General features: G+C 71.1%; 17 protein-coding genes. 14 read left to right on the forward strand and 3 right to left on the reverse strand.

The window, feature by feature from the left end; all coding sequences use genetic code 11:
- Positions 1 to 25: 25 nt before the first annotated feature.
- The 7 genes from ACUYTF_RS07280 (at position 26) to ACUYTF_RS07310 (ending at position 8448) form a co-directional block, all read left to right on the forward strand.
- On the forward strand, positions 26 to 1261 hold the full coding sequence (locus ACUYTF_RS07280) for an acetate/propionate family kinase (RefSeq protein ID WP_434141722.1): 1236 nt from the start codon (positions 26 to 28) through the stop codon (positions 1259 to 1261).
- A 133-nt stretch (positions 1262 to 1394) separates the two neighbouring features.
- Positions 1395 to 4436, forward strand: a complete 3042-nt coding sequence (locus ACUYTF_RS07285) for a DNA polymerase III subunit gamma and tau (protein ID WP_449279592.1) — start codon at positions 1395 to 1397, stop codon at positions 4434 to 4436.
- 3 nt (positions 4437 to 4439) lie between these two features.
- Complete coding sequence (gene recR / locus ACUYTF_RS07290) at positions 4440 to 5036, forward strand: recombination mediator RecR (protein ID WP_434141720.1); 597 nt, start codon at positions 4440 to 4442, stop codon at positions 5034 to 5036.
- A gap of 230 nt (positions 5037 to 5266) precedes the next feature.
- A complete protein-coding gene (locus ACUYTF_RS07295; protein ID WP_434141719.1) occupies positions 5267 to 5530 on the forward strand; it encodes a hypothetical protein in 264 nt (87 codons plus the stop codon).
- Between the two features lie 13 nt (positions 5531 to 5543).
- A complete protein-coding gene (locus ACUYTF_RS07300; protein ID WP_434141718.1) occupies positions 5544 to 5894 on the forward strand; it encodes a hypothetical protein in 351 nt (116 codons plus the stop codon).
- Positions 5895 to 6001: 107 nt separating this feature from the next.
- Positions 6002 to 7279, forward strand: coding sequence for an aspartate kinase (locus ACUYTF_RS07305; protein WP_434141717.1), 1278 nt, complete (start codon positions 6002 to 6004; stop codon positions 7277 to 7279).
- Positions 7280 to 7377: 98 nt separating this feature from the next.
- Complete coding sequence (locus ACUYTF_RS07310) at positions 7378 to 8448, forward strand: aspartate-semialdehyde dehydrogenase (RefSeq protein WP_434141716.1); 1071 nt, start codon at positions 7378 to 7380, stop codon at positions 8446 to 8448.
- 413 nt (positions 8449 to 8861) lie between these two features.
- Here ACUYTF_RS07310 and ACUYTF_RS07315 read toward each other — a convergent pair whose 3' ends face one another.
- Positions 8862 to 9848, reverse strand: coding sequence for a metallophosphoesterase (locus ACUYTF_RS07315; RefSeq protein ID WP_434141715.1), 987 nt, complete (start codon positions 9846 to 9848; stop codon positions 8862 to 8864).
- A gap of 7 nt (positions 9849 to 9855) precedes the next feature.
- A complete protein-coding gene (locus ACUYTF_RS07320) occupies positions 9856 to 12465 on the reverse strand; it encodes a transglycosylase domain-containing protein (protein ID WP_434141714.1) in 2610 nt (869 codons plus the stop codon).
- 114 nt (positions 12466 to 12579) lie between these two features.
- Between ACUYTF_RS07320 and ACUYTF_RS07325 the strand changes: the two genes are divergently transcribed.
- Both ACUYTF_RS07325 and ACUYTF_RS07330 read left to right on the forward strand, forming a co-directional pair.
- Complete coding sequence (locus tag ACUYTF_RS07325) at positions 12580 to 12750, forward strand: DUF4177 domain-containing protein (RefSeq protein ID WP_434141713.1); 171 nt, start codon at positions 12580 to 12582, stop codon at positions 12748 to 12750.
- Position 12751: 1 nt separating this feature from the next.
- Entirely contained in the window at positions 12752 to 13225 is a 474-nt protein-coding gene (locus ACUYTF_RS07330; protein ID WP_434141712.1) for a RidA family protein, read from the forward strand.
- A gap of 200 nt (positions 13226 to 13425) precedes the next feature.
- On the opposite strand, the gene acs is transcribed toward ACUYTF_RS07330, so the two are convergent.
- Positions 13426 to 15402: an acetate--CoA ligase gene (gene acs, locus ACUYTF_RS07335; protein ID WP_434141711.1), complete on the reverse strand. Its 1977-nt coding sequence runs from the start codon at positions 15400 to 15402 to the stop codon at positions 13426 to 13428.
- 294 nt (positions 15403 to 15696) lie between these two features.
- Between acs and ACUYTF_RS07340 the strand changes: the two genes are divergently transcribed.
- The 5 genes from ACUYTF_RS07340 to ACUYTF_RS07360 all read left to right on the forward strand — a co-directional run bounded on the left by ACUYTF_RS07340 (position 15697) and on the right by ACUYTF_RS07360 (position 19540).
- Positions 15697 to 16746, forward strand: a complete 1050-nt coding sequence (locus tag ACUYTF_RS07340; RefSeq protein ID WP_434141710.1) for an ATPase, T2SS/T4P/T4SS family — start codon at positions 15697 to 15699, stop codon at positions 16744 to 16746.
- Positions 16747 to 16750: 4 nt separating this feature from the next.
- On the forward strand, positions 16751 to 17719 hold the full coding sequence (locus tag ACUYTF_RS07345) for a type II secretion system F family protein (protein WP_434141709.1): 969 nt from the start codon (positions 16751 to 16753) through the stop codon (positions 17717 to 17719).
- Positions 17720 to 17958: 239 nt separating this feature from the next.
- Positions 17959 to 18300, forward strand: coding sequence for a DUF4244 domain-containing protein (locus ACUYTF_RS07350; RefSeq protein ID WP_434141708.1), 342 nt, complete (start codon positions 17959 to 17961; stop codon positions 18298 to 18300).
- Positions 18287 to 18691: a TadE/TadG family type IV pilus assembly protein gene (locus ACUYTF_RS07355; protein ID WP_434141707.1), complete on the forward strand. Its 405-nt coding sequence runs from the start codon at positions 18287 to 18289 to the stop codon at positions 18689 to 18691. Before ACUYTF_RS07350 ends, ACUYTF_RS07355 begins: the two co-directional genes overlap by 14 nt.
- 54 nt (positions 18692 to 18745) lie before the next feature.
- Complete coding sequence (locus ACUYTF_RS07360) at positions 18746 to 19540, forward strand: Rv3654c family TadE-like protein (protein WP_434141706.1); 795 nt, start codon at positions 18746 to 18748, stop codon at positions 19538 to 19540.
- Positions 19541 to 19559: the final 19 nt, after the last annotated feature.

Raw genomic sequence — 19559 nt, forward strand, 5'->3', positions numbered from 1 at the left:
ACCGAACCCCGAAGAAGGCAGTACCGTGGCCCACATCCTCGTCATTAACGCAGGCTCCTCGTCCATCAAGTACCAGCTGATCGATGCGGCCGACGGGCGACGGATCGCCTCGGGGCTCATCGAACGCATCGGCGAAGCGAGCGCCCTCGGCCGCATCGTGCACCGGGGCGCCGCCGGCGACGGTGCTGGTGCTGGTGCTGGTGCCGGTGCCGGTGCGCGTGTGGAGCGGGATCTCCCGGTGCCCGATCACGCGGCCGGGTTCGCAGCCATGATCGAGGCGTTCGCCGGGGCCGGGGCCCCGCTCGGGGCGCTCGACGTGCGCGCCGTGGGGCACCGCGTCGTGCAGGGCGGGGCCTTCGTCGAGCCGACGCTCATCGACGACGCGGTCGCCGAGCGCATCCTCGAGCTCGGGGCCCTCGCCCCGCTGCACAACCCCGGCCAGTACCAGGCGATCGTCGCCGCCCGCGCGGCTTTCGCCGATGTGCCGCACGTCGCCGTGTTCGACACGGCCTTCCACCAGACGATGCCGCCGCACGCCCACACCTATGCGATGGACCGCGGCCTCGCCGCCGAGCACGGCATTCGTCGCTACGGATTCCACGGCATCTCTCACCAGGTCGTGTCGCGTCGGGCCGCCGAGTTTCTCGGGCGCCCGCTCGATGCGCTCAAGCAGATCGTGCTGCACCTCGGCAATGGCGCCTCGGCCTGCGCGATCGACGGCGGACGCTCGGTCGACACCTCGATGGGCTTCACCCCGCTCGAAGGCCTCATGATGGGCACGCGCGGTGGCGATATCGACCCGGGGGCGCTGCTGCACCTGATGCGCGCCGGCCTCGACGCCGACGATCTCGACACGGTGCTGAACCGCCGTTCAGGGCTCGCGGGGCTGGCGGGCTCGAACGACTTCCGCGATGTCTGGGGTGCGGCCGCGGGCGGCGACGTCGAGGCGCGGCTCGCGATCGACGTCTACGTGCACCGTCTGCGGCACTACGTCGGGGCGTACCTCGCGGTGCTCGGCGGGGCCGACGCGATCGTGTTCACGGCCGGTGTCGGCGAGAACCACGCGGCCGTGCGGGCCGAGGCCTGCGCCGGGCTCGAAGCGCTCGGCATCGAGATCGACGCGGAGCGCAACGCGGCCGCCGCGGGCCCCGACTCGCCCCGCCGCATCAGCAGCGACGACTCGCGCATCGCGGTGCTCGTGGTGCCCACCGACGAAGAAGCCGAGATCGCCTCGCAGACGGGCCGGCTTATCGGAGTCTGAGCCACGGCCGGGCCAGGGATCGCCGCCTCCCGGTGCCGAACCGCCCCTGGGCGCGAATGTCAGAGCCCGCCGGTAGCATGGACCCGTGGTTGCCGCACTGTATCGCCGTTATCGGCCCGAGACCTTCACCGAGATGATCGGTCAATCCCAGGTGACCGAGCCGTTGATGACGGCTCTGCGCACCGGTCGCATCGGGCATGCCTACCTGTTCAGCGGCCCGCGCGGCTGCGGCAAGACCACGTCGGCGCGCATTCTCGCCCGCTGCCTGAACTGCGCCGAGGGGCCGACCGACCAGCCGTGCGGCGTCTGCCCGAGCTGCGTCGAGCTGAGCCGCGACGGCGGCGGATCGCTCGACGTCGTCGAGATCGACGCCGCGAGCCACGGCGGTGTCGACGACGCGCGCGACCTGCGCGAGCGGGCGGCCTTCGCTCCGGCCCGGGATCGCTTCAAGATCTTCATCATCGACGAGGCCCACATGGTCACGGCTGCCGGCTTCAATGCGCTGCTGAAGATCGTCGAGGAGCCGCCGCCGCACGTGAAGTTCGTGTTCGCGACGACCGAGCCCGACAAGGTGATCGGCACGATCCGTTCGCGTACCCACCACTACCCGTTCCGGCTCATCGCTCCCGGCACCCTCATCGACTACGTGCAGTCGCTCTGCGACAGCGAGGGCGTACGGGTCGAGCCGGGAGTGCTGCCCCTCGTCGTTCGCGCGGGTGGCGGCTCGGTGCGCGACACCCTCTCGATTCTCGACCAGCTGATCGCGGGCTCGGAGGGCGACACCGTCACCGCCGACCGCGCCGCCGGGCTGCTCGGCTTCACGCACACCGAACTCATCGACGACGTCGTGACCGCGCTCGGAGCGCACGACGCAGCGGCCGCGTTCCGCTCGACCGACCGGGTCGTGCAGACGGGGCAAGACCCGCGCCGCTTCGTCGAAGACCTGCTCGAGCGCCTGCGCGACCTCATCGTCGTGAGCGCGACCACGGTCGAAGGGGCGGCAGCGGTGTTCCGCGGCGTGCCGCAAGACCAGCTCACGCGCATGTACGAGCAGGCGCAGGCCTTCGCCCGCGGCGAGCTCTCGGCCATCGCCGACACCGTCAGCGGCGCGCTCGACAAGATGGCGGGCGCAACCGCACCGCGCCTGCAGCTCGAACTCATGATCGCGCGCGCCCTGCTGCAGGGCGCCGCGGTCGGCGCCGGCGCACCCGCGGGGCAGCCCCCGCAGGCCGCGGCCGGCTCCGTTCAGGCCGCTGCCGCGCCCCGGGGCGCCGGGGCCGTCGCTTCGGGTGCGCAGGCGCCCCAGGGGCGTCAGCCCGCCCCGGCCGCTGCGGCTCCCGCCGCTGCGCCCGCTGCGCCGAAGGCCGATCCGCTGGCGGCGCTCGCCGCGGCGCGCGGCGCGGTCTTCGACGGCCCCCCGGCTGCGGCTGCACCGGTTGCTGCGGCTGCACCGGTTGCACCGGCTGCTGTGCCTGCGCCCACCGCTGCTGCGGTGCCCGAAGCTCCTGCGGCTCCCGCCCCGCCGAATGCGGCCGAGACAGCGGCGTCGGTGCGCGACTTCCTGCGCGAAGACACCGCCGGTACTCCCGCCGACGAAGCCCCGGCTTCCTCGGCAGCGCCCCAGCAGGCCGAGAATGAGGGCGCGGCGGAGCCTGAGCGTGCCGCGGAGCCCGAGCAACCCAGCGAGCGCGTCGCACCGGCCGCGGCCGCGACTCCTCAGGCCTCCTCTGCAGGTACCCCGCACCCGAACTCCGGTGCGGCATCGTTCGGGCGACCGATCTCCGACGTGCTGAGCGGCGCGCAGCTCTCGAGCATGGGCAGCGACGCGGCCTTCCGCGCACCGGCCGAGGAAGCGCCCGCGCCGAGCGCGCCCGCTTCGGACATCCCGGAGCAGCCGCAGACTGCGGCGCAGCCCGCGGCACCCGGCGACAGCCAGGACTCCGACGGGGGAGCGGCCTCCGCTACCGGCATACCGACCGCGCCCGCAGAGGCTGCCGGGCCCGCAGCCCAGGCCGAGTCCGAGCAGCACGACGACGGCCAGCCTGCCGGCTTCGACGACCTGCTCGAGCTGTGGCCCGAACTGCTCGAAGAACTGCAGCACAGCGACCGCGACGCCTGGAACGCCGTGCGCGTCGTGCAGCCGCTGGCGCTCGACGGAGACGTGCTCGCCGTCGGCCTCGCCTCGAGCTCCGACCTCGCCGTCTTCAAGAGCTCGGGCGCCGGCCCGCTGCGCGAGGCGATCAACGAAGCGACCGGCCTGAGCGTCAAGTACGTGCCGAAGCGCATCGAACCGGGCGCCGCCGCGCAGCGCGAGCCCGGCATGCCGCAGCGACCGCAGCCGGGTGAGCCCGACTCCGAGGAGCCCCATCGAGGCGGCCCACGCGCATCGGCCCCGGCCTCCCCGGGTGCATCCGCGGCGGCCCCCGCAGCCGGCTCCGCAGTCGATCCCGATGACCCGAACGACCCTGTCGCGCGTGCCGCCGCACGATTGAGCGTGCTCGGCCCCGCCCTCGCCGCCCCGGCGTGGGCTGACCCGGTGCCCCAGGCTCCGACCGAGCCCGCGCCTCCCGCCGAACCTGCTGCACCGGCAGAGCCGGCAGAGCCGACGGACACCGCGGAGACTGGGAACACCGCGGAACCGGAACACACTGCGGAGCCCGGGCACACTGCGGATCTCGAGCACACTGCGGGGCCCGCAGCTCTCGGCGCCCCCGTAGTCGCTGAGGTCGCGCCCGCCGTGGTCTCACCCGGCGTGGTCGAGCCCGCCGCCGTCGCGCCCGCTGCGGCCGAACCCGAGCCCGCCGCTGAGGCCGAGACAGATGCCGACACCGGTGCCGGCGATTACGACGCCGGCGACTACGGCGACGGCCCGAGCGACGATTCCGAGTACGGGGCGTACGCCGAAGGGCAGGGCGACCCCTACGCGGGGTCGGGCGAGCGCGCGGCGATCCCTGGCGAGGGTGCGCCGGCGTCACCGGCACCGCCCGCGCCGGCTCGGCCGCAGTCGGCGACCGCAGCGGCGCGTCCCGAACCGAAGCCCGAGCAGGCTCCCGAACCCGAGCAGGGCCGCCGCTCGGCGCCCTCGTTCAACCGCTACGGCGAAGCCATCGTGCGCGAAGTGCTCGGTGCCCGATTCATCGAGGAGCGCCCGCTCCCATCCAGGCCGGAGGTCTAACCCGTGTACGACGGCATCGTTCAAGACCTGATCGACGAGTTCGGCAGACTGCCCGGCATCGGCCCGAAATCGGCGCAGCGCATCGCGTTCCATATTCTGCAGACGCAGAACTTCGACGTCACGCGCCTCGCCGAGCTGCTCTCGGAAGTGCGCGAGAAGGTGCGCTTCTGCGAGGTCTGCGGCAACATCACCGAATCGGAGCGCTGCTCCATCTGCCGCGACCCGCGCCGCGACCAGGGCCTCATCTGCGTCGTCGAAGAACCGAAAGACGTCGTCGCGATCGAGCGCACCCGCCAGTACCGCGGCCTCTACCACGTGCTCGGCGGCGCCATCAGCCCGATCGACGGCATCGGCCCCGACGACCTCAGCATCCCGTCGCTCATGCGCCGCATCGGCGACGGTGACGTGAAAGAGGTGATTCTCGCGACCGACCCGAATCTCGAGGGCGAGGCCACCGCCGCGTACCTCTCGCGCCTGCTGAACAGCATCGAGGTGCCCGTGTCGCGCCTCGCCTCGGGGCTGCCCGTCGGCGGCGACCTCGAATTCGCCGACGAGGTCACTCTCGGGCGGGCGTTCGAGGGCCGCACCAAGGTCGAGTAGTCCGGCCGCTTCACCGCGACCAGGCCCCCGCCGGCGTTCGCGAGCGTGCCCGAGCACGCCCACGAGAGCCGAGCGCGCCGAGGATACCGCTCCGGCGGCGCCCTGGCCACCCTCTGCCGCGCCTGCGATCTCCCGGCGACGATGGATGCAACCCGTCGCCGAGCAGGCCGTCCGTTCGCGTGCGACCCTCGCCGCGACCCTGCGGCACGGGTGAGGCAAAGGGGAGAACGATGGGCGTCTGCGACACCTGCGGCAACGAATACGACAAGACCTTCACCGTCACGATGGCGGGGGTCGGCGGTGCGATCGGCACCTTCGACAGCTTCGAGTGCGCGGTGCACCTCATCGCGCCGAGCTGCGCGCACTGCGGCTGCCGCATCCTCGGCCACGGCGCAGAGGTCGACGGTGCCATCTACTGCTGCGCGCACTGCGCCCGCGTCGTGCCGAGCGACGAGGAACGCGGCGGCGAGCAGCGGCTCGTCGATCGGGCCTGAACCTGGGGGCGCCATGGGCACCGACCGCTCTGGTCGTGGCGGGAAGCGACCCGACCCGACGAAGGTGCTCGACCAGCCGGCGCTGCGCACCTCGCAGGGCGCGATCTGGCTCGTCATGGGCGGGCTCTTCGCCGCGGCGGCGCTCGTGCCGTTCGTGCTGCTCATCGTGAAGGGCGGGCCGTCCGCCGAGCTGGCGCTCGCGACGGCAGTCGTCATCGTGGCGCTGTACGCGGCCATGCTGGCGCTGCGCTTCGCCGTCGCGCGCCGCATACTGCGCCTCCGGCTGCTCATGGCCTGCCTGCTGAGCGTGGCCGCGATCTCGCTCATCAGCATCTGGGCCGCGGGCCTGCTCGAGGGCGCGTGACGGCCTCGCCCCGCAATCGGGCGTAACGCGGCGAACCCGCAGGAGCATTCGGAGGCGATGCGGCTAGACTGGACCCTTGGAGTAGGACTGGTCAGAGGAGGACCCGCGTGGCGTTGATCGTGCAGAAGTTCGGGGGTTCATCCGTCGCGGATGCAGAAAGCATCAAGCGGGTCGCCAAGCGCATCGTCGAGACCCGCCGTGCGGGCAACGATGTCGTCGTCGCAGTGAGCGCCATGGGCGACACGACCGACGAGCTGCTCGACCTCGCAGCGGAGTGCACGCCGATCCCTGCCCCTCGTGAGCTCGACATGCTGCTCACCGCGGGCGAGCGCATCTCGATGGCGCTGCTCGCCATGACCATCAAGGGCATGGGCATCGAGGCGTTCTCGTTCACCGGCAGCCAGGCCGGCATGATCACCACGTCCGAGCACGGCCACGCGAAGATCGTCGACGTGACCCCGGGCCGCGTGCGCGAAGCGCTCGACGAGGGCGCCGTCGCCATCGTCGCCGGCTTCCAGGGCTTCAGCCGCGACTCCCGCGACATCACTACGCTCGGCCGCGGCGGATCGGACACGACCGCCGTCGCCCTTGCCGCGGCGCTCGGCGCCGACGTCTGCGAGATCTACACCGACGTCGACGGCATCTTCACCACCGACCCGCGCATCGCGCCCCTCGCGCGCAAGATCGATGCGATCACGCTCGAAGAGATGCTCGAGCTCGCCGCCTCGGGCGCGAAGGTGCTGCACCTGCGCGCCGTCGAATACGCGCGCCGCCACGGCGTCGTACTGCACGTCCGCTCCTCGTTCTCGAGCGAAGAGGGCACCATCGTCTACGACCCCGCCAAGGGGCACCCGAAGGGAGATCAGGTGGAAGAGCCGATCATCACTGGTATCGCCGCCGAGAAGGATGAGGCGAAGGTCACCGTCAGCGGTGTGCCCGATGCGCCGGGCAAGGCCGCGCACATCTTCGAGATCGTCGCCAAGACGAACGCGAACGTCGACATCATCGTGCAGAACGTCTCGGCCGCGGATACGAACCGCACCGACATCTCGTTCACGATTCCGGTCGCCGACGGCCGCCGGGTCATCGAAGCGCTCGAGGCCGAGCGCGAGGTCCTCGGCTTCGAGAGCCTCCAGTACGACGACCAGATCGCGAAGATCGCTGTCGTCGGCGCGGGCATGCGCACGAGCACCGGCGTCTCGGCCCAGCTCTTCCGCGCCCTCTCGGAGGCCGGCATCAACATCGAGATGATCTCCACCTCCGAGATCCGCATCTCGGTCGTCACCCGCGCCGACCTCATGGAGAAGGTCGTGCAGGTGCTGCATTCCGCCTTCGAGCTCGACGCCGACAAGACGGCCACCGTCTACGCCGGCACTGGCCGCTAGGCGCACACGCTCCGGGCGCATCGCGCTCATCCCGGCGCATCGCGCCACTCCTTTCCGGGCGCCCCGCCCCGCATGCAAGACAGAAGAGGTTCACCACCATGGCAGATCAGCAGGGTCTCAACGTCGCCGTCGTCGGCGCCACCGGCCAGGTCGGCGCCGTCATGCGCCGACTGCTCGTGGAGCGCGACTTCCCGATTGCGAGCATCCGCTTCCTCTCGAGCGCGCGCTCGGCGGGCACCACCCTCGAATTCCGCGGCGAGGAGATCACCGTCGAAGACGTCGCGACCGCCGACCGCTCGGGCATCGACATCGCGCTCTTCTCGGCCGGCGGCGGCCCGTCGAAGCAGTACGCCCCCGAGTTCGCCGCAGCCGGCGCGATCGTGATCGACAACTCGAGCGCGTGGCGCAGCGACCCCACCATCCCGCTCGTCGTGAGCGAGGTCAACGCGCACGCGATCGACGAGATCATCTCGGCGCGCCACGGCATCATCGCCAACCCGAATTGCACCACCATGGCCGCCATGCCCGCCATGAAGGTGCTCGACGGCGAAGCGGGCCTCGAACGCCTCATCGTCACGACCTTCCAGGCCGTGTCGGGCTCGGGCCTCGCCGGCGCCCGCGAGCTCGCCTCGCAGGCGACCGCGGCCGTCGAGTCGGGCAAGCTCACCGACCTCGTCACCGACGGCGAGGCCGTCGATTTCCCGGCCCCCGAGGTCTATACGAAGACCATCGCGTTCGACGTGCTGCCGCTCGCCGGCTCGATCGTCGACGACGGCCAGGGCGAGACCGACGAAGAGAAGAAGCTGCGCAACGAGAGCCGCAAGATTCTCGAACTGCCCGAGCTGCTCGTCTCGGGCACCTGCGTGCGCGTGCCCGTCTTCTCGGGCCACTCGCTCGCGATCAACGCCGAGTTCTCGCGGCCCATCTCGGCCGACCGCGCGCGCGAGGTGCTCGCCGAGGCTCCCGGCGTCGAACTGAGCGATGTGCCGACCCCGCTCGAGGCCGCCGGCCGCGACGCGTCGTTCGTCGGCCGTATCCGCGCCGACCAGTCGGCCCCCGAGGGCCGCGGCCTGACGATGTTCATCTCGAACGACAACCTGCGCAAGGGCGCGGCGCTCAACGCCGTGCAGATCGCGGAGATCGTGGCGCGAAAGCTCATCGCAGCCTGACCCGCCGAATCGCGGGCACGGGGGCCAGGGATCGCGGATCCCTGGCCCCCGTGTCGTTCGTGCGTCCGTCTGCACGTCGGTCCCCGCCGCTCCGCCGCTCCGCCGCTCCGCCGCTCCGCCGCTCCGCCGCTCCGCCGCTCCGCCGCTCCGCCGCTCCGCCGCTCCGCCGCTCCGCCGCTCCGCCGCCGTTCTCGTCGGAACCACTCTTCGTCTTTCGGACACCCGAATGACGAGCGTGTACCTCGAGCACCGTGATTTGCCTATACGGGCGTGCTTCGTCTATACGGTGGTGCGCGTGTGAGGCCGGGCGCGCGGGCGGCGGGCCGGGCGCGCGGGCGGTGGGACTGGGCGCGCGGGCTGCTGACCCGGGCGCGCCTGAGCGCCCCGCGCAGACGGGTCGGCGGGCTTGAGGCTCAGCGGGCGGCTTCGAGCGTGATGAGGGAGGCCTCGGGGCGGCACGCGAAGCGCACCGGCGCGTAGATCGAGTTGCCGAGCCCCGCGCTGACGTTGAGGTAGGCGGCGCGGTGCGCGTCGAACCAGACGCTCAGGCCGCGCGCCTGCGACACGGGCAGGTCGCAGTTCGAGGTGAGGGCGCCGACGCCCGGCATGCGCACCTGGCCGCCGTGCGTGTGGCCCGCGAGAATCACCGACGCCCCGTCGTCGAGCAGTTCGCCGAGCGCCTGCTGGTAGGGGGCGTGCACGACGCCGATGCGCAGCGCGTCGCGGTCGCCGGCGGCAGCGGGGGAGCCCTCGGCCTCGTCAGCCGAGTCTTCGTCGCCGGAGGTGTCTTCGGCGACGAGCGCGGTCAACTGCTCGCGCATGGCGCTCGCGTCGTCGTAGCGGATGTGCGGGTCGTTCAGCCCGAGCAGCTCGACCGTGGTGCCGCGCAGTTCGAGGCGGGCCGCCGAGTTGTTGAGGTTGATCATGCCGAGGCCCTCGAGGCCGTGGGTGAGCGCGACGTTATCGATGTCGGGCTCGCGGCTGCTTTTGCGGCTCGGCTCCATGAGGTACCGCATCGGGTTCTTCGCGATGGGGCCGTAGTAGTCGTTCGAGCCGTGCACGAAGCAGAGCTCGGCGCCGCTGCGCGCGAGCGGCCGCAGGGCCTCGAGCAGCGACGAGCGCGCCTGCACGTGGCCCATGAGGTCGCCGGTGAGCACGACGAGGTCGGGCCGCAATTCGGCCAGGGATCGCACCCAGTTGATCTTGTTCGTCTGCCAGGGGGCGAGGTGCAGGTCTGAGAGCTGCAGCACGCGGATCGGCGCCGCGCCCTCGGCGAGCACGGGCAGCGCGTGCCGTCGGATCGTGAAGAGCCTGCGCTCGATCACGGTCGACCAGACGGCGACCCCTGCGGCGGCCGCTCCGAGAGCGGTCACCGCAGGGTGGCGCGACGCGAATCCCATCGTGCGCCTAGCTGCAATCCACGGTGAGCGAGATGATGCTCGTCGGGGCCAGCTCGGTGCCGGCTGCCGGGTCCATCGCGGTCACCTTGTCGTTGCCGCCGGGCTTCTTGTCACCGGCAGCACAGCTGGCGTTGACGTCGAAGCCGGAGCCCTCGAGCTTCTTCTGCGCATCCTTCAAGCTCGAGCCGATGACGTCGGGCACGGGCTGCGCCTTTCCGTCGCTGCGGTAGATGCTGATGCCCGAACCGAGGGGCGCTTCATCGCCGCCCGCGGGGCTGGTGGCGGCCACGCGGCCCTGCGGCACCGACGACGAGACTTCGCCGCCGTCGACCGGCGAGAAGCCGAGCTGCGTGAGCGTCGCCGACGCCTCTTCGAAGGTCTGCCCCTTGAGATCGGGCACGGCCACCATCGTCACGCGGGTCGCCGCAGAGGACGGCTCGGGGAACGCCTCGCCGCCGTACTTCGCGTCTGCGACGTTCATCATGGCCGGCCAGATCGTCTGGTCGGCGTACATAAGGCCGCCGAAGGGCTGCGTCGAGACGCGGCTCCAAGTGCCGTCCGGGAACTGTACCGGGCCGGCGTTGCCGACCCACGTCGCGGTCGCGACGCGGCTGCTCGCGCCGACCGTCCAGTTGTCGACGACGTCATCGGTCGTACCGGTCTTCGCGAGATGCGGAATGCCGTAGGCCGACGAAGCGTGGCGTGCGAGGCCGTTGTTCACGGTGTATTGCAGGGCGTACGCGACGCCGGCTGCGACCTCGGGCTGCAGCGCCTCGGTGCAGTCCGCCTTCTTGAACGGCACGGGTTCGCCGTCGGGCCCGATGATCGAGTCGATCGGCACGGGCGTGCAGACGGTGCCGTTGCCGGCGTAGGCGCCGAAGGCGAGCGACATGGTGATCGGGGCGATCTCGTCGATGCCGCCGTACACGTTCGACGGCACCATGGTGAGTTCGGTGGTGTCGTAGTTCGGCAGGTCGGGGTTCGTCTGGGGCGAGGCGCGGTGGATGCCGAGCTTCTTCGCCGTCGCGAAGGTCTCGCAGAGATCCATCTTCTGCTGCATCGAGACGAGACCGCCGTTGACCGAGTTGGCGATCGCGGTGAGCACGGGCTGGTTGCCCTTCGTGCCCTCGTTGTCGTTCGTGAACGCGAACGAGCCGAAGCCGTAGACCCCGTCGGGCATGCACGATGCCCGGAACGAGTTCTCCTGCACCGTGCGGCCGTTGACGTTGACGACCTCGCGCACCGAGTGCCCGGTGCGGATCCACTCGGCGAGAGTCACCGACTTGAAGGTCGAACCGACCTGGAAGCCGTTCGAGCCGCCGTAGTCGAAATCGGTGTTGTAGTTGATCGCGGTGAAGTTCGGGTCGGACTCGGTCACTGCGGGGTCATTGCTGTACAGCCGGTTCTGCACCATGGCGAGCACGCGCCCGGTGCCGACCTCGGTGCTGACGCTCGCGCCGCCGACGTTGATGCCGTCCATGTACGAGGGCACGGTGCCGCGCATGGCCTCGGTGCCGGCCGCCTGGATATCGAGGTCGATGGTCGTGTAGATGTCGTAGCCGCCGCGGCTGAAGTTGAATTCGCGCTCGGCCTGGGTGTCGCCGAAGTTCGGGTCGTGCTTGATGTAGCGCTGCACGTAGTCGCAGAAGTTGCCGAGGCCGTAGTTCGTCTCGGCAGCGGCGCAGCCCTGGATGCGCGGCGTGATCTGCGGCGCGATCTCGGTCGCGACCGCCTCGTCGTACTGCGCCTGGGTGATGCGGCCGTGATTGAGCATGCTGCCGAGAATCTTGTCGCGGCGCTGCTTGTTCGCCTCGAGATTCTCGGGCAGGTCGATCTGCAGCTTCGACGGGTTGTTCACCGTCGCGACGAGGCTCGCCGACTCGGCGAGCGACAGATCTTTCGCGCTCTTGCCGTAGAAGTACTGCGCCGCCGACTCGATGCCGTAGATCTGGCGGCCGAAGAGGGCGATGTTCAGGTAGCCGAGCAGAATCTCGTCCTTGGTGTACTTCTTCTCGACCCCGAGCGCGAGCTTCATCTCCTTGAGCTTGCGGTCCATGTCCTGACGCATCGCGTCGTCGTAGGCCGCGTCGCGCTTCTCTTCATCGGCAATCGACATCGCATCCTGGATGAGCACGTTGCGCACGTACTGCATGGTGATGGTCGAGGCGCCCGAGAAGCCGGTGCCGACCGCGTTCTGCAGGGCCGCACGCGTCGTCGCGAGGGCGTCGACGCCGCCATGCGTGTAGAAGCGCGGGTCCTCCTCGGCGACCGCTGCATCCTTCACGTACTGCGAGATGTCGTCCCACGCGACCATCTCGCGGTCCTGGTCGTAGAACGTCGCGATCGGGTAGACCGTTGAATCCGCGCCTGTCGCATAGATCGTCGACGGCTCGGCGAGACGGCCGGGGTTCAGGTGGTCGGGAAGATCCTGGAAGATCTTGACGGCCGATGACGCCGCGGCCCCGCTCACCGCGACCACGGGGGTCACCGCTGCGGTGATCAGAATGCCTGCGACCGCGCTCATGGCGACGGCTCCGATGATGCCTCCGAGGGCTCCACCTGCGCTGCGCGGCTTGAAAGTGCGCACGCGCGAAGACTTGGATGTCTGTGGGGTCATAGAATCAAGACTAGGCGACGTTGCTGGAAATATTCCGCAGCGCATGCCTCTGCCCTGCCGTTCGGGTCGCTTCGCGCACCCACCGGCCGCACCGAATTCGAGAGGAGATCGCACGTGAGCGATTCGTCCGAGGGCTCCGTCTGGGAGTACTTCGTCACACCGCTGCTGCTGCACAAGGAGGCCCAGATTCTCAACAACTGGGGCGCCCAGGGCTGGGAGCTCGTGCAGATCATCGAAGGCCCCGCCGGCGGCAACGTCGCATACATGAAGAAGAGGAAAGCCTGATATGTCAGTCATCGAAGCACGCCTGAAGGAGCTCGGCTACGAGGTGCCGGAGGTCGCGGCCCCCGTCGCGGCGTACGTGCCCGCGCTGCGCGACGGCGACTACATCTACACCGCCGGCCAGCTGCCCGTCGTCGACGGCAAGCTGCCTCTCACCGGCAAGGTCGGCGACGGCGAGGGGCTCGTCTCGGCCGAGCAGGCGGAGGAGCTCGCGCGCCTGTGCGCGCTGAACGGTCTCGCAGCGGCGCGCGGCGTGCTCGGCTCGCTCGACAAGATCAGCCAGGTCGTGAAGGTGACCGCGTTCGTCGCCTCCGACCCGTCGTTCACCGGCCAGGCCGCGGTCGCCAACGGCGCCTCCGTCTTCCTCGGCCGCGTCTTCGGCGACCTCGGCATCCACGTGCGCTCGGCCGTGGGCGTCGCGGTGCTGCCGCTCGACGCCCCCGTCGAGATCGAGTTCGTGTTCCGGGTGGCCGACTGATCACGGTTCCGACAGAGGCCGAGACAGCCTCTGCGCTGGCGTCGCGGCGAGGCCCAGAAATGGGCCTCGCTCTGAGCTCCAGCGCGCCCGTCGAGATCGAGTTCGTGTTCCGAGTGGCCGACTGCGCCATACCGCGCAAGACATGATCGAGGGCCAGGGATCGGCGATCCCTGGCCCTCAGCGCATTGCAGCGGCGCCCGTCAGCCCCGGGCGTTCTTCTCGGCGTTGACCCGGTCGGAGATGGTCTGCATCACCATCGTGTCGGCGAGCGTCGTGGTGTCGCCGATGACCTTGCCCTCGGCCGCATCCTTCAGCAGGCGGCGCATGATCTTGCCCGAGCGGGTCTTCGGCAGCTCGGTCACCACGAACACCTGGCGGGGGCGCGCGATCGCGCCGATCTGCCCGGCGACGTGCTTCTTCAGCTCGACCTCGGCCTCTTCGGGCGTGACCAGCGTCTGCTGCGACTTCAGAATCACGAACGCGACGACGGCCTGACCGGTCGTCTCATCGCTCGCGCCCACGACCGCGGCCTCGGCGACCGCGTTGTGCGCCACGAGCGACGACTCGATCTCGGCCGTCGAGAGACGGTGGCCCGACACGTTCATGACGTCATCGACGCGGCCGAGCAGCCAGATATCGCCGTCCTCGTCGACGCGGGCGCCGTCGCCGGCGAAGTACTGGTCGCCGAACTTCGCCCAGTACGTGTCGATGAAGCGCTGGTCGTCGCCCCAGATCGTGCGCACCATCGCCGGCCACGGCCGCCGGATCGTGAGCAGGCCGCCCTGGCCGCGATCGACGCGGTTGCCCTCGTCATCGACGATATTCACGTCGATGCCGGGCAGGGCCGCCTGCGCACTGCCGGGCTTGAGCGCCGTGATGCCGGGCAGCGGGGCGATCATGAACGCGCCGGTCTCGGTCTGCCACCAGGTGTCGACGATGGGGGCGGTGCCCGAGCCGATGACCTCGCGGTACCAGCGCCACGCCTCGGGGTTGATGGGCTCGCCCACCGAGCCGAGTACGCGGATCGACGACAGGTCGTACTGCTCGGGAATCTGCCGGCCGACCTTCATGCACGCGCGGATCGCGGTCGGGGCGGTGTAGAACAGCGACACCCGGTACTTCTCGATGATCGACCACCAGCGGCCCCAATCGGGGGTCTCGGGGGTGCCTTCGTAGATGACCTGCGTGGCGCCGTTCGCGAGGGGCCCGTAGACGACGTAGCTGTGGCCGGTGACCCAGCCGATGTCGGCGGTGCACCAGTACACGTCGGTCTCGGGCTTCAGGTCGAACACGTCGCGGTGCGTCGTCGAGACCTGGGTGAGGTAGCCGCCGCTTGTGTGCAGAATGCCCTTCGGCTTGCCGGTGGTGCCCGAGGTGTACAGGATGAACAGCGGGTTCTCGGCCGGGAAGCCCTTCGCCTCGTGCTGGTCGTCGTAGGTGACGATCTCGTCGTGCCACCACAGGTCGCGGCCGTCGACCATCTCGACGTCGTTCTCGCAGCGCCTGACGACGAGCACCTTGCGCACGGGGTGGCCGTCTTCGCGCAGCGCGTCGTCGACCGTCGGCTTCAGCGCCGACACGCGGCCCTTGCGGTAGCCGCCGTCGGCGGTGATGACGACCTCGGCGGCCGCGTCTTCGATGCGGGCGCGCAGGCTCTCGGCGCTGAACCCGCCGAACACGACCGAGTGCGCCGCACCCAGACGGGCGACGGCGAGCATCGCGATGACGGCCTCGGGAATCATCGGCAGGTAGATCGCGACGCGGTCGCCGGCCTTCACGCCGAGGCTCGTGAGCATGTTCGCGGCGCGCTTCACCTCGCTCGTGAGCTCCGCGTAGGTGATGGTGCGGGTGTCGCCGGGCTCGCCCTCGAAGTAGAACGCGACCCGATCGCCGAGACCGTTCGCGATGTGCCGGTCGAGGCAGTTCGCGGCGACGTTCAGCTCGCCGTCCTGGAACCACTTCGCGAACGGCGGGTTCGACCAGTCCAGGATCTCCTCGAACGGCTTGGTCCAGGCGAGCTTCTCGGCCTGCTCGGCCCAGTACCCCTCGGGGTCTTCGGCTGCGCGCGGGTACACGGACGGGTCGGTGAGATTCGCCGCTGCCTTGAACTCTGCCGACGGCGGGTAGGTCTCGCTGTCGAGCGGGTAGCTCTCGATGGTGCCATGCTGATCGCTCATGTGGACGTCGTTATCCAATCTTCATCGTGATGATTCGTCTGCTGTGACGAAGCCTGGGCACTCTTCAGGGTATACCTGATGCGTTTCGCGAAACCCGCCCGTTCCCATGCTCGCGGCGCATCTCGGCGGTGACCGGGCGGTGAGACCTGCTGTTTCGAGCGATTCGGGCGCTACCGATGTGCGAATCGGTTGTCTCGTCGCTCACAGGCCGTCGTTTTCGTGATTTTCGGGCGACTTATTCACATTCGCGGTTCAGGGGGCGACAGATCGGCCGAAACCCGGTGGGCTGGGGTCATGGCCTCGACAGGGATCCGCACCGCCGCCCTCGACCTGCGCGCCCGGCGCGCATTCGGCGGCCTGCTGCCCCTGCTCGACGACCCCGAGTTGCGCGACCTGCTGCTGCAGGCGCGCGGCGGCGAAGCGCAGCTGTGGCTCGACCGCGGCGCCGGGCTGCAGCAGATGCGCGGCTGGCATGCCGAGCCCGACGCCGTCTCGCGGCTCGGCGTCGCCCTCATCGCGGCGGGCGGGCGTCACCTCGACGAGCTGCACCCTTTCGCCGATGCGCGGCTCGGCGACGGCATCCGCGTGCACGCCGTGCTGCCGCCCGTCGCCGTTTCGGGCGCGGCGGTCTCGATCCGCGTGCCGCGGCCCGCGCCGCTCGGTTTCTCGGAGCTCGTCGCGACCGGGCTGTGCACCGCGGGCGTCGCGCGGCTGCTCGCCGAGGCCGTCGCCGCCCGCCGCAACCTGCTGATCACCGGCGCGACCGCGAGCGGCAAGACCACGGTGCTCGGGGCGCTGCTCGACCTCGCCGGGGCAGGCGAGCGCATCATCTCGATCGAAGACGTCGCCGAACTGCGCCTGCAGCACCGGCACGTCATCGCGCTCGAGGCCCGGCAGGCGAACAGCGAAGGCGCGGGCGAGGTCTCGCTCGACCGGCTGCTGCGCGAGGCGCTGCGCATGCGGCCCGACCGCATCGTACTCGGCGAGTGCCGCGGCGCCGAAGTGATGACGCTGCTGACCGCTCTCAACACGGGCCACGATGGCGGGGCCGGTACGCTGCACGCGAGCGCGCTCGCCGATGTGCCCGCCCGGCTCGAGGCGCTCGGCGCGCTCGCAGGGCTCGACGCCGATGCGACCGCGCGGCAGGTCGTCGCAGCCCTGCACCTCGTCGTGCATCTCGAGCGCGGCCCGCTCGGGCACCGCGTCGCCGCCGTCGGGCGGCCCGTGCTCGAACGCGGTGGGCTCGCGATCCGTGCCGTGGGTGCGGCCGGATCGTTCGGCGGTTCGTCGGGCGGCTCATCCGGTGGGTCGTCGGCCGGCTCGATCGGCCGTGACGGGGAGTGACAGCGTGGTGCAGAGCGGTGCCGTGTGCGGCCTGGTGCGGGCCATGCGGGCCGTGCGGGCTCGTGCCGGGCCCGCCGATGCGCGCGGGGGCGCTCTCGCCGCCGCAGAGTTCGCGGGCCGCTGCGCGGTGCTCTTGCGGGGCGGGCTCGCTCCCGACCGGGCTCTCCGCGCAGCCGCATTGGAGACGCCCGGAGCGCCGATCGAGCTCATCGGCCACCTCGATCGAGGCGCATCGGCGGCCGAGGCGCTCCGCGCGGCGACGGCCGACCCCGATTGGCGGCTCGTCGCCGCGGCCTGGACTCTTGCCGAGCGCAGCGGTGCGCCGCTCGCCCCGGCCCTCGAACGCATCTCGGCGGCGCTGCACGATCTCGTGCGCATGCGGGGGCGCCGTGCGACGCTCCTCGCCGGGCCGCGCATGACCGTGCGCATGGTGGCGTCGCTGCCCCCGCTCGCCCTGCTGCTCGGCGCCGCACTCGGATTCGATCCGATACCGGTGCTCGTCGGCCCCGCGGGTGCCCTGCTGCTCGCGGTGGGCACGGCGCTGCTGGTCGCGGGCATCGCCTGGGCGCGCTCGCTCACGCGCACGGTCGCCGACCGGGATCGCGTCGCGGCCGTCGAGTTCGAGCTCGTCTGGATCGTGCTCTCGGGAGGCGCCGGCCCGGGGGAGGCGCTCGTGCGCGTCGCCGATTGCGTGTCGGATCTGCGGGTCGCCTGGGTGAGGTTCGACGAGCTGTGCGCCGGGCGGCCGCTGCGGCGCACGCTCGCCGGAGCAGCGCGCGCCGGAGTGCCCGTCGCGACGCTGCTGCTCGAGGAGGCCGAGGCCGTGCGCGGCCGGGCCCTCGCCGACCTCGAGAGCGAGGCCGAGCGCTTGGGCGTGCGCGTGCTCGTACCGCTCGGCGTGTGCGTGCTGCCCGCCTTCATCGCGCTCGGCGTCATGCCCGTGCTGCTGTCGATGCTCGGCGGGGTCGGGTAGTGCGGTGCGGGCTCGCTCGGATTCGAGAGCTCGTTCGGATGGGAATGGGCCGAAACGTCCGACTGATCTCTCAGATCCGACCGAGCGCGCGACCGACCTTCCTCCCCAACCGTCGCGCATCGTGATCCCGGCAGAGCTTGTCCACAATCGCGGAAACCGGCTTCCCTTCGCCGCACCGCTTGCGCAGCATGGTTCGACCGGCGAGCGCCGGCGCCGTGCCCGACGAAGGGAAGACACCGATGACCAGCAAACTCCATCTCGTCTCCGATCGCGGCGCCGCCGTCGGCGAGCCGGTCGCCGACGGGCACCCGGCCAGGGCCGCACGACGAACCGCCCTCGCCGTCGCTACGGCCGACACCGGCGGCGTGGGCGGTGCCGCGGCCGCCGTCGCCCCGATTCCATTCGCGGCACCGCGACGCAGCCTGCGCCGAGACGAACGCGGCGCAGTGACCGCCGAGTACGCCATCGTGATCATGGCGGCCGTCGCGTTCGCCGGCCTCCTCGTCGCGATCATGCGCTCGAGCGAGATTCGCGCGATGCTCGTGCAACTGGTCGAGAATGCGCTCGGTGCCGCCGGGTGACCCGACGACGAGGCCGAACCCCGACCCCCGGCAGCCCGCGCGGCCTGCGCTGCGGCACGACGACCGCGGCACGGCGACCGCCGAGTTCGCGATCGTGCTGCCCGCCGTGCTGGTGGTGCTCGGCCTCGTCATCGGCGGCGTCGCGCTCGCCGCCCACCGCATCGTGCTCGTTTCGGCCGCCGCGGACGCCGCCCGCCTCGAAGCGCGCGGCGAATCCGCGGCACCGGCCCTCGAACGGCTCGGCACCGGCGTGACGATCGAGCGCACCACCGAGCAGGGCCTGCACTGCGTCGCGCTCGCCGCGGCGCCGATCGGCGGCCCGCTCTCGTCGATCACGGTGCGCGGGGCGTCGTGCGCGGCGGTCAGCGACGTCGCCGCGATCGACGACTGAAGCGGCTGCGGCCGAACTGCCCGCGAAGAAATATACAGAGAAAGGGGCCAACGATTGAGTACACCCGCAGCGCTCTCGTGCGCCCTCGCCGTGCTCGTGCTCGGTCTCCCCGTGCTCTCCGCCGGGGCGCACCTCGAGGCCCGGCACCGCGCCGCCGGCGCCGCCGATGCAGCGGCGCTCGCCGCAGCCGACGCGGTGAACGGGTTCCTCGTCGCCGAGCCGTGCGAGGTCGCGGCGGAGGTCGCGGCCGCCGTCGGCACGAGCATCTATGCGTGCGACGTCGATGCGCTGCGCGGCGAGGCCCGCGTCACCGTGCGCATCGGCACCGTGCTCGGCGGCGTACTGGCCCGGGCGCGCGCCGCGCCGGAGGCGGGCCCCGCTATCGTGCTGGCCGGGGTGCCGGGGGCGAACGGGTGGGCCTGGCCCTCCGGGGCGCGCGCCGTCACCCAGGGCCACCACGACGGCACGGCCATCGATCTCGCGGTCGGCGACGACGGCCTGCTCTACGCGCCCTACGACGGCACCGTCGTGCGGGTGGGCGGCGACGGCGGCGGTGTTCCGGCGGCATGCCGGTCGAACCCGGAGTGGTGGCGCGGCACCAACCACACGGTCGTCATCGCCCACGACGTCGCCGGGAGAAAGGTGTACAGCTCGCACAACCACATCGCGCCGGGCTCGCCCGAATCCCTCGGCGTGCGCGCGGGCAGCCCGGTGCTCGCCGGTCAGGCCGTCGCGGCCGCCGGGATGAGCGGATGCACCTCGGGAATCCACTCCCATTTCACTCTGTCGTCGACCCCGAGCAACGCGTCCGCCGATATCGATCCGTACGAATATCTGGGACCGCCCTGAAGATCCGCAGCGCGAGCCA

This window comes from Leucobacter sp. GX0328 (assembly GCF_053567315.1).

Excerpts from the sequence above, each read along its gene's own strand:
- ACUYTF_RS07285 (WP_449279592.1), top strand. The coding sequence starts at position 1,395 with ATGATCGGTCAATCCCAGGTGACCGAGCCGTTGATGACGGCTCTGCGC.
- ACUYTF_RS07295 (WP_434141719.1), top strand. The coding sequence starts at position 5,267 with ATGGGCGTCTGCGACACCTGCGGCAACGAATACGACAAGACCTTCACC.
- ACUYTF_RS07300 (WP_434141718.1), top strand. The coding sequence starts at position 5,544 with ATGGGCACCGACCGCTCTGGTCGTGGCGGGAAGCGACCCGACCCGACG.
- ACUYTF_RS07310 (WP_434141716.1), top strand. The coding sequence starts at position 7,378 with ATGGCAGATCAGCAGGGTCTCAACGTCGCCGTCGTCGGCGCCACCGGC.
- ACUYTF_RS07315 (WP_434141715.1), bottom strand. The coding sequence starts at position 9,848 with ATGGGATTCGCGTCGCGCCACCCTGCGGTGACCGCTCTCGGAGCGGCC.
- ACUYTF_RS07320 (WP_434141714.1), bottom strand. The coding sequence starts at position 12,465 with ATGACCCCACAGACATCCAAGTCTTCGCGCGTGCGCACTTTCAAGCCG.
- ACUYTF_RS07330 (WP_434141712.1), top strand. The coding sequence starts at position 12,752 with ATGTCAGTCATCGAAGCACGCCTGAAGGAGCTCGGCTACGAGGTGCCG.
- acs (WP_434141711.1), bottom strand. The coding sequence starts at position 15,402 with ATGAGCGATCAGCATGGCACCATCGAGAGCTACCCGCTCGACAGCGAG.
- ACUYTF_RS07340 (WP_434141710.1), top strand. The coding sequence starts at position 15,697 with ATGGCCTCGACAGGGATCCGCACCGCCGCCCTCGACCTGCGCGCCCGG.
- ACUYTF_RS07350 (WP_434141708.1), top strand. The coding sequence starts at position 17,959 with ATGACCAGCAAACTCCATCTCGTCTCCGATCGCGGCGCCGCCGTCGGC.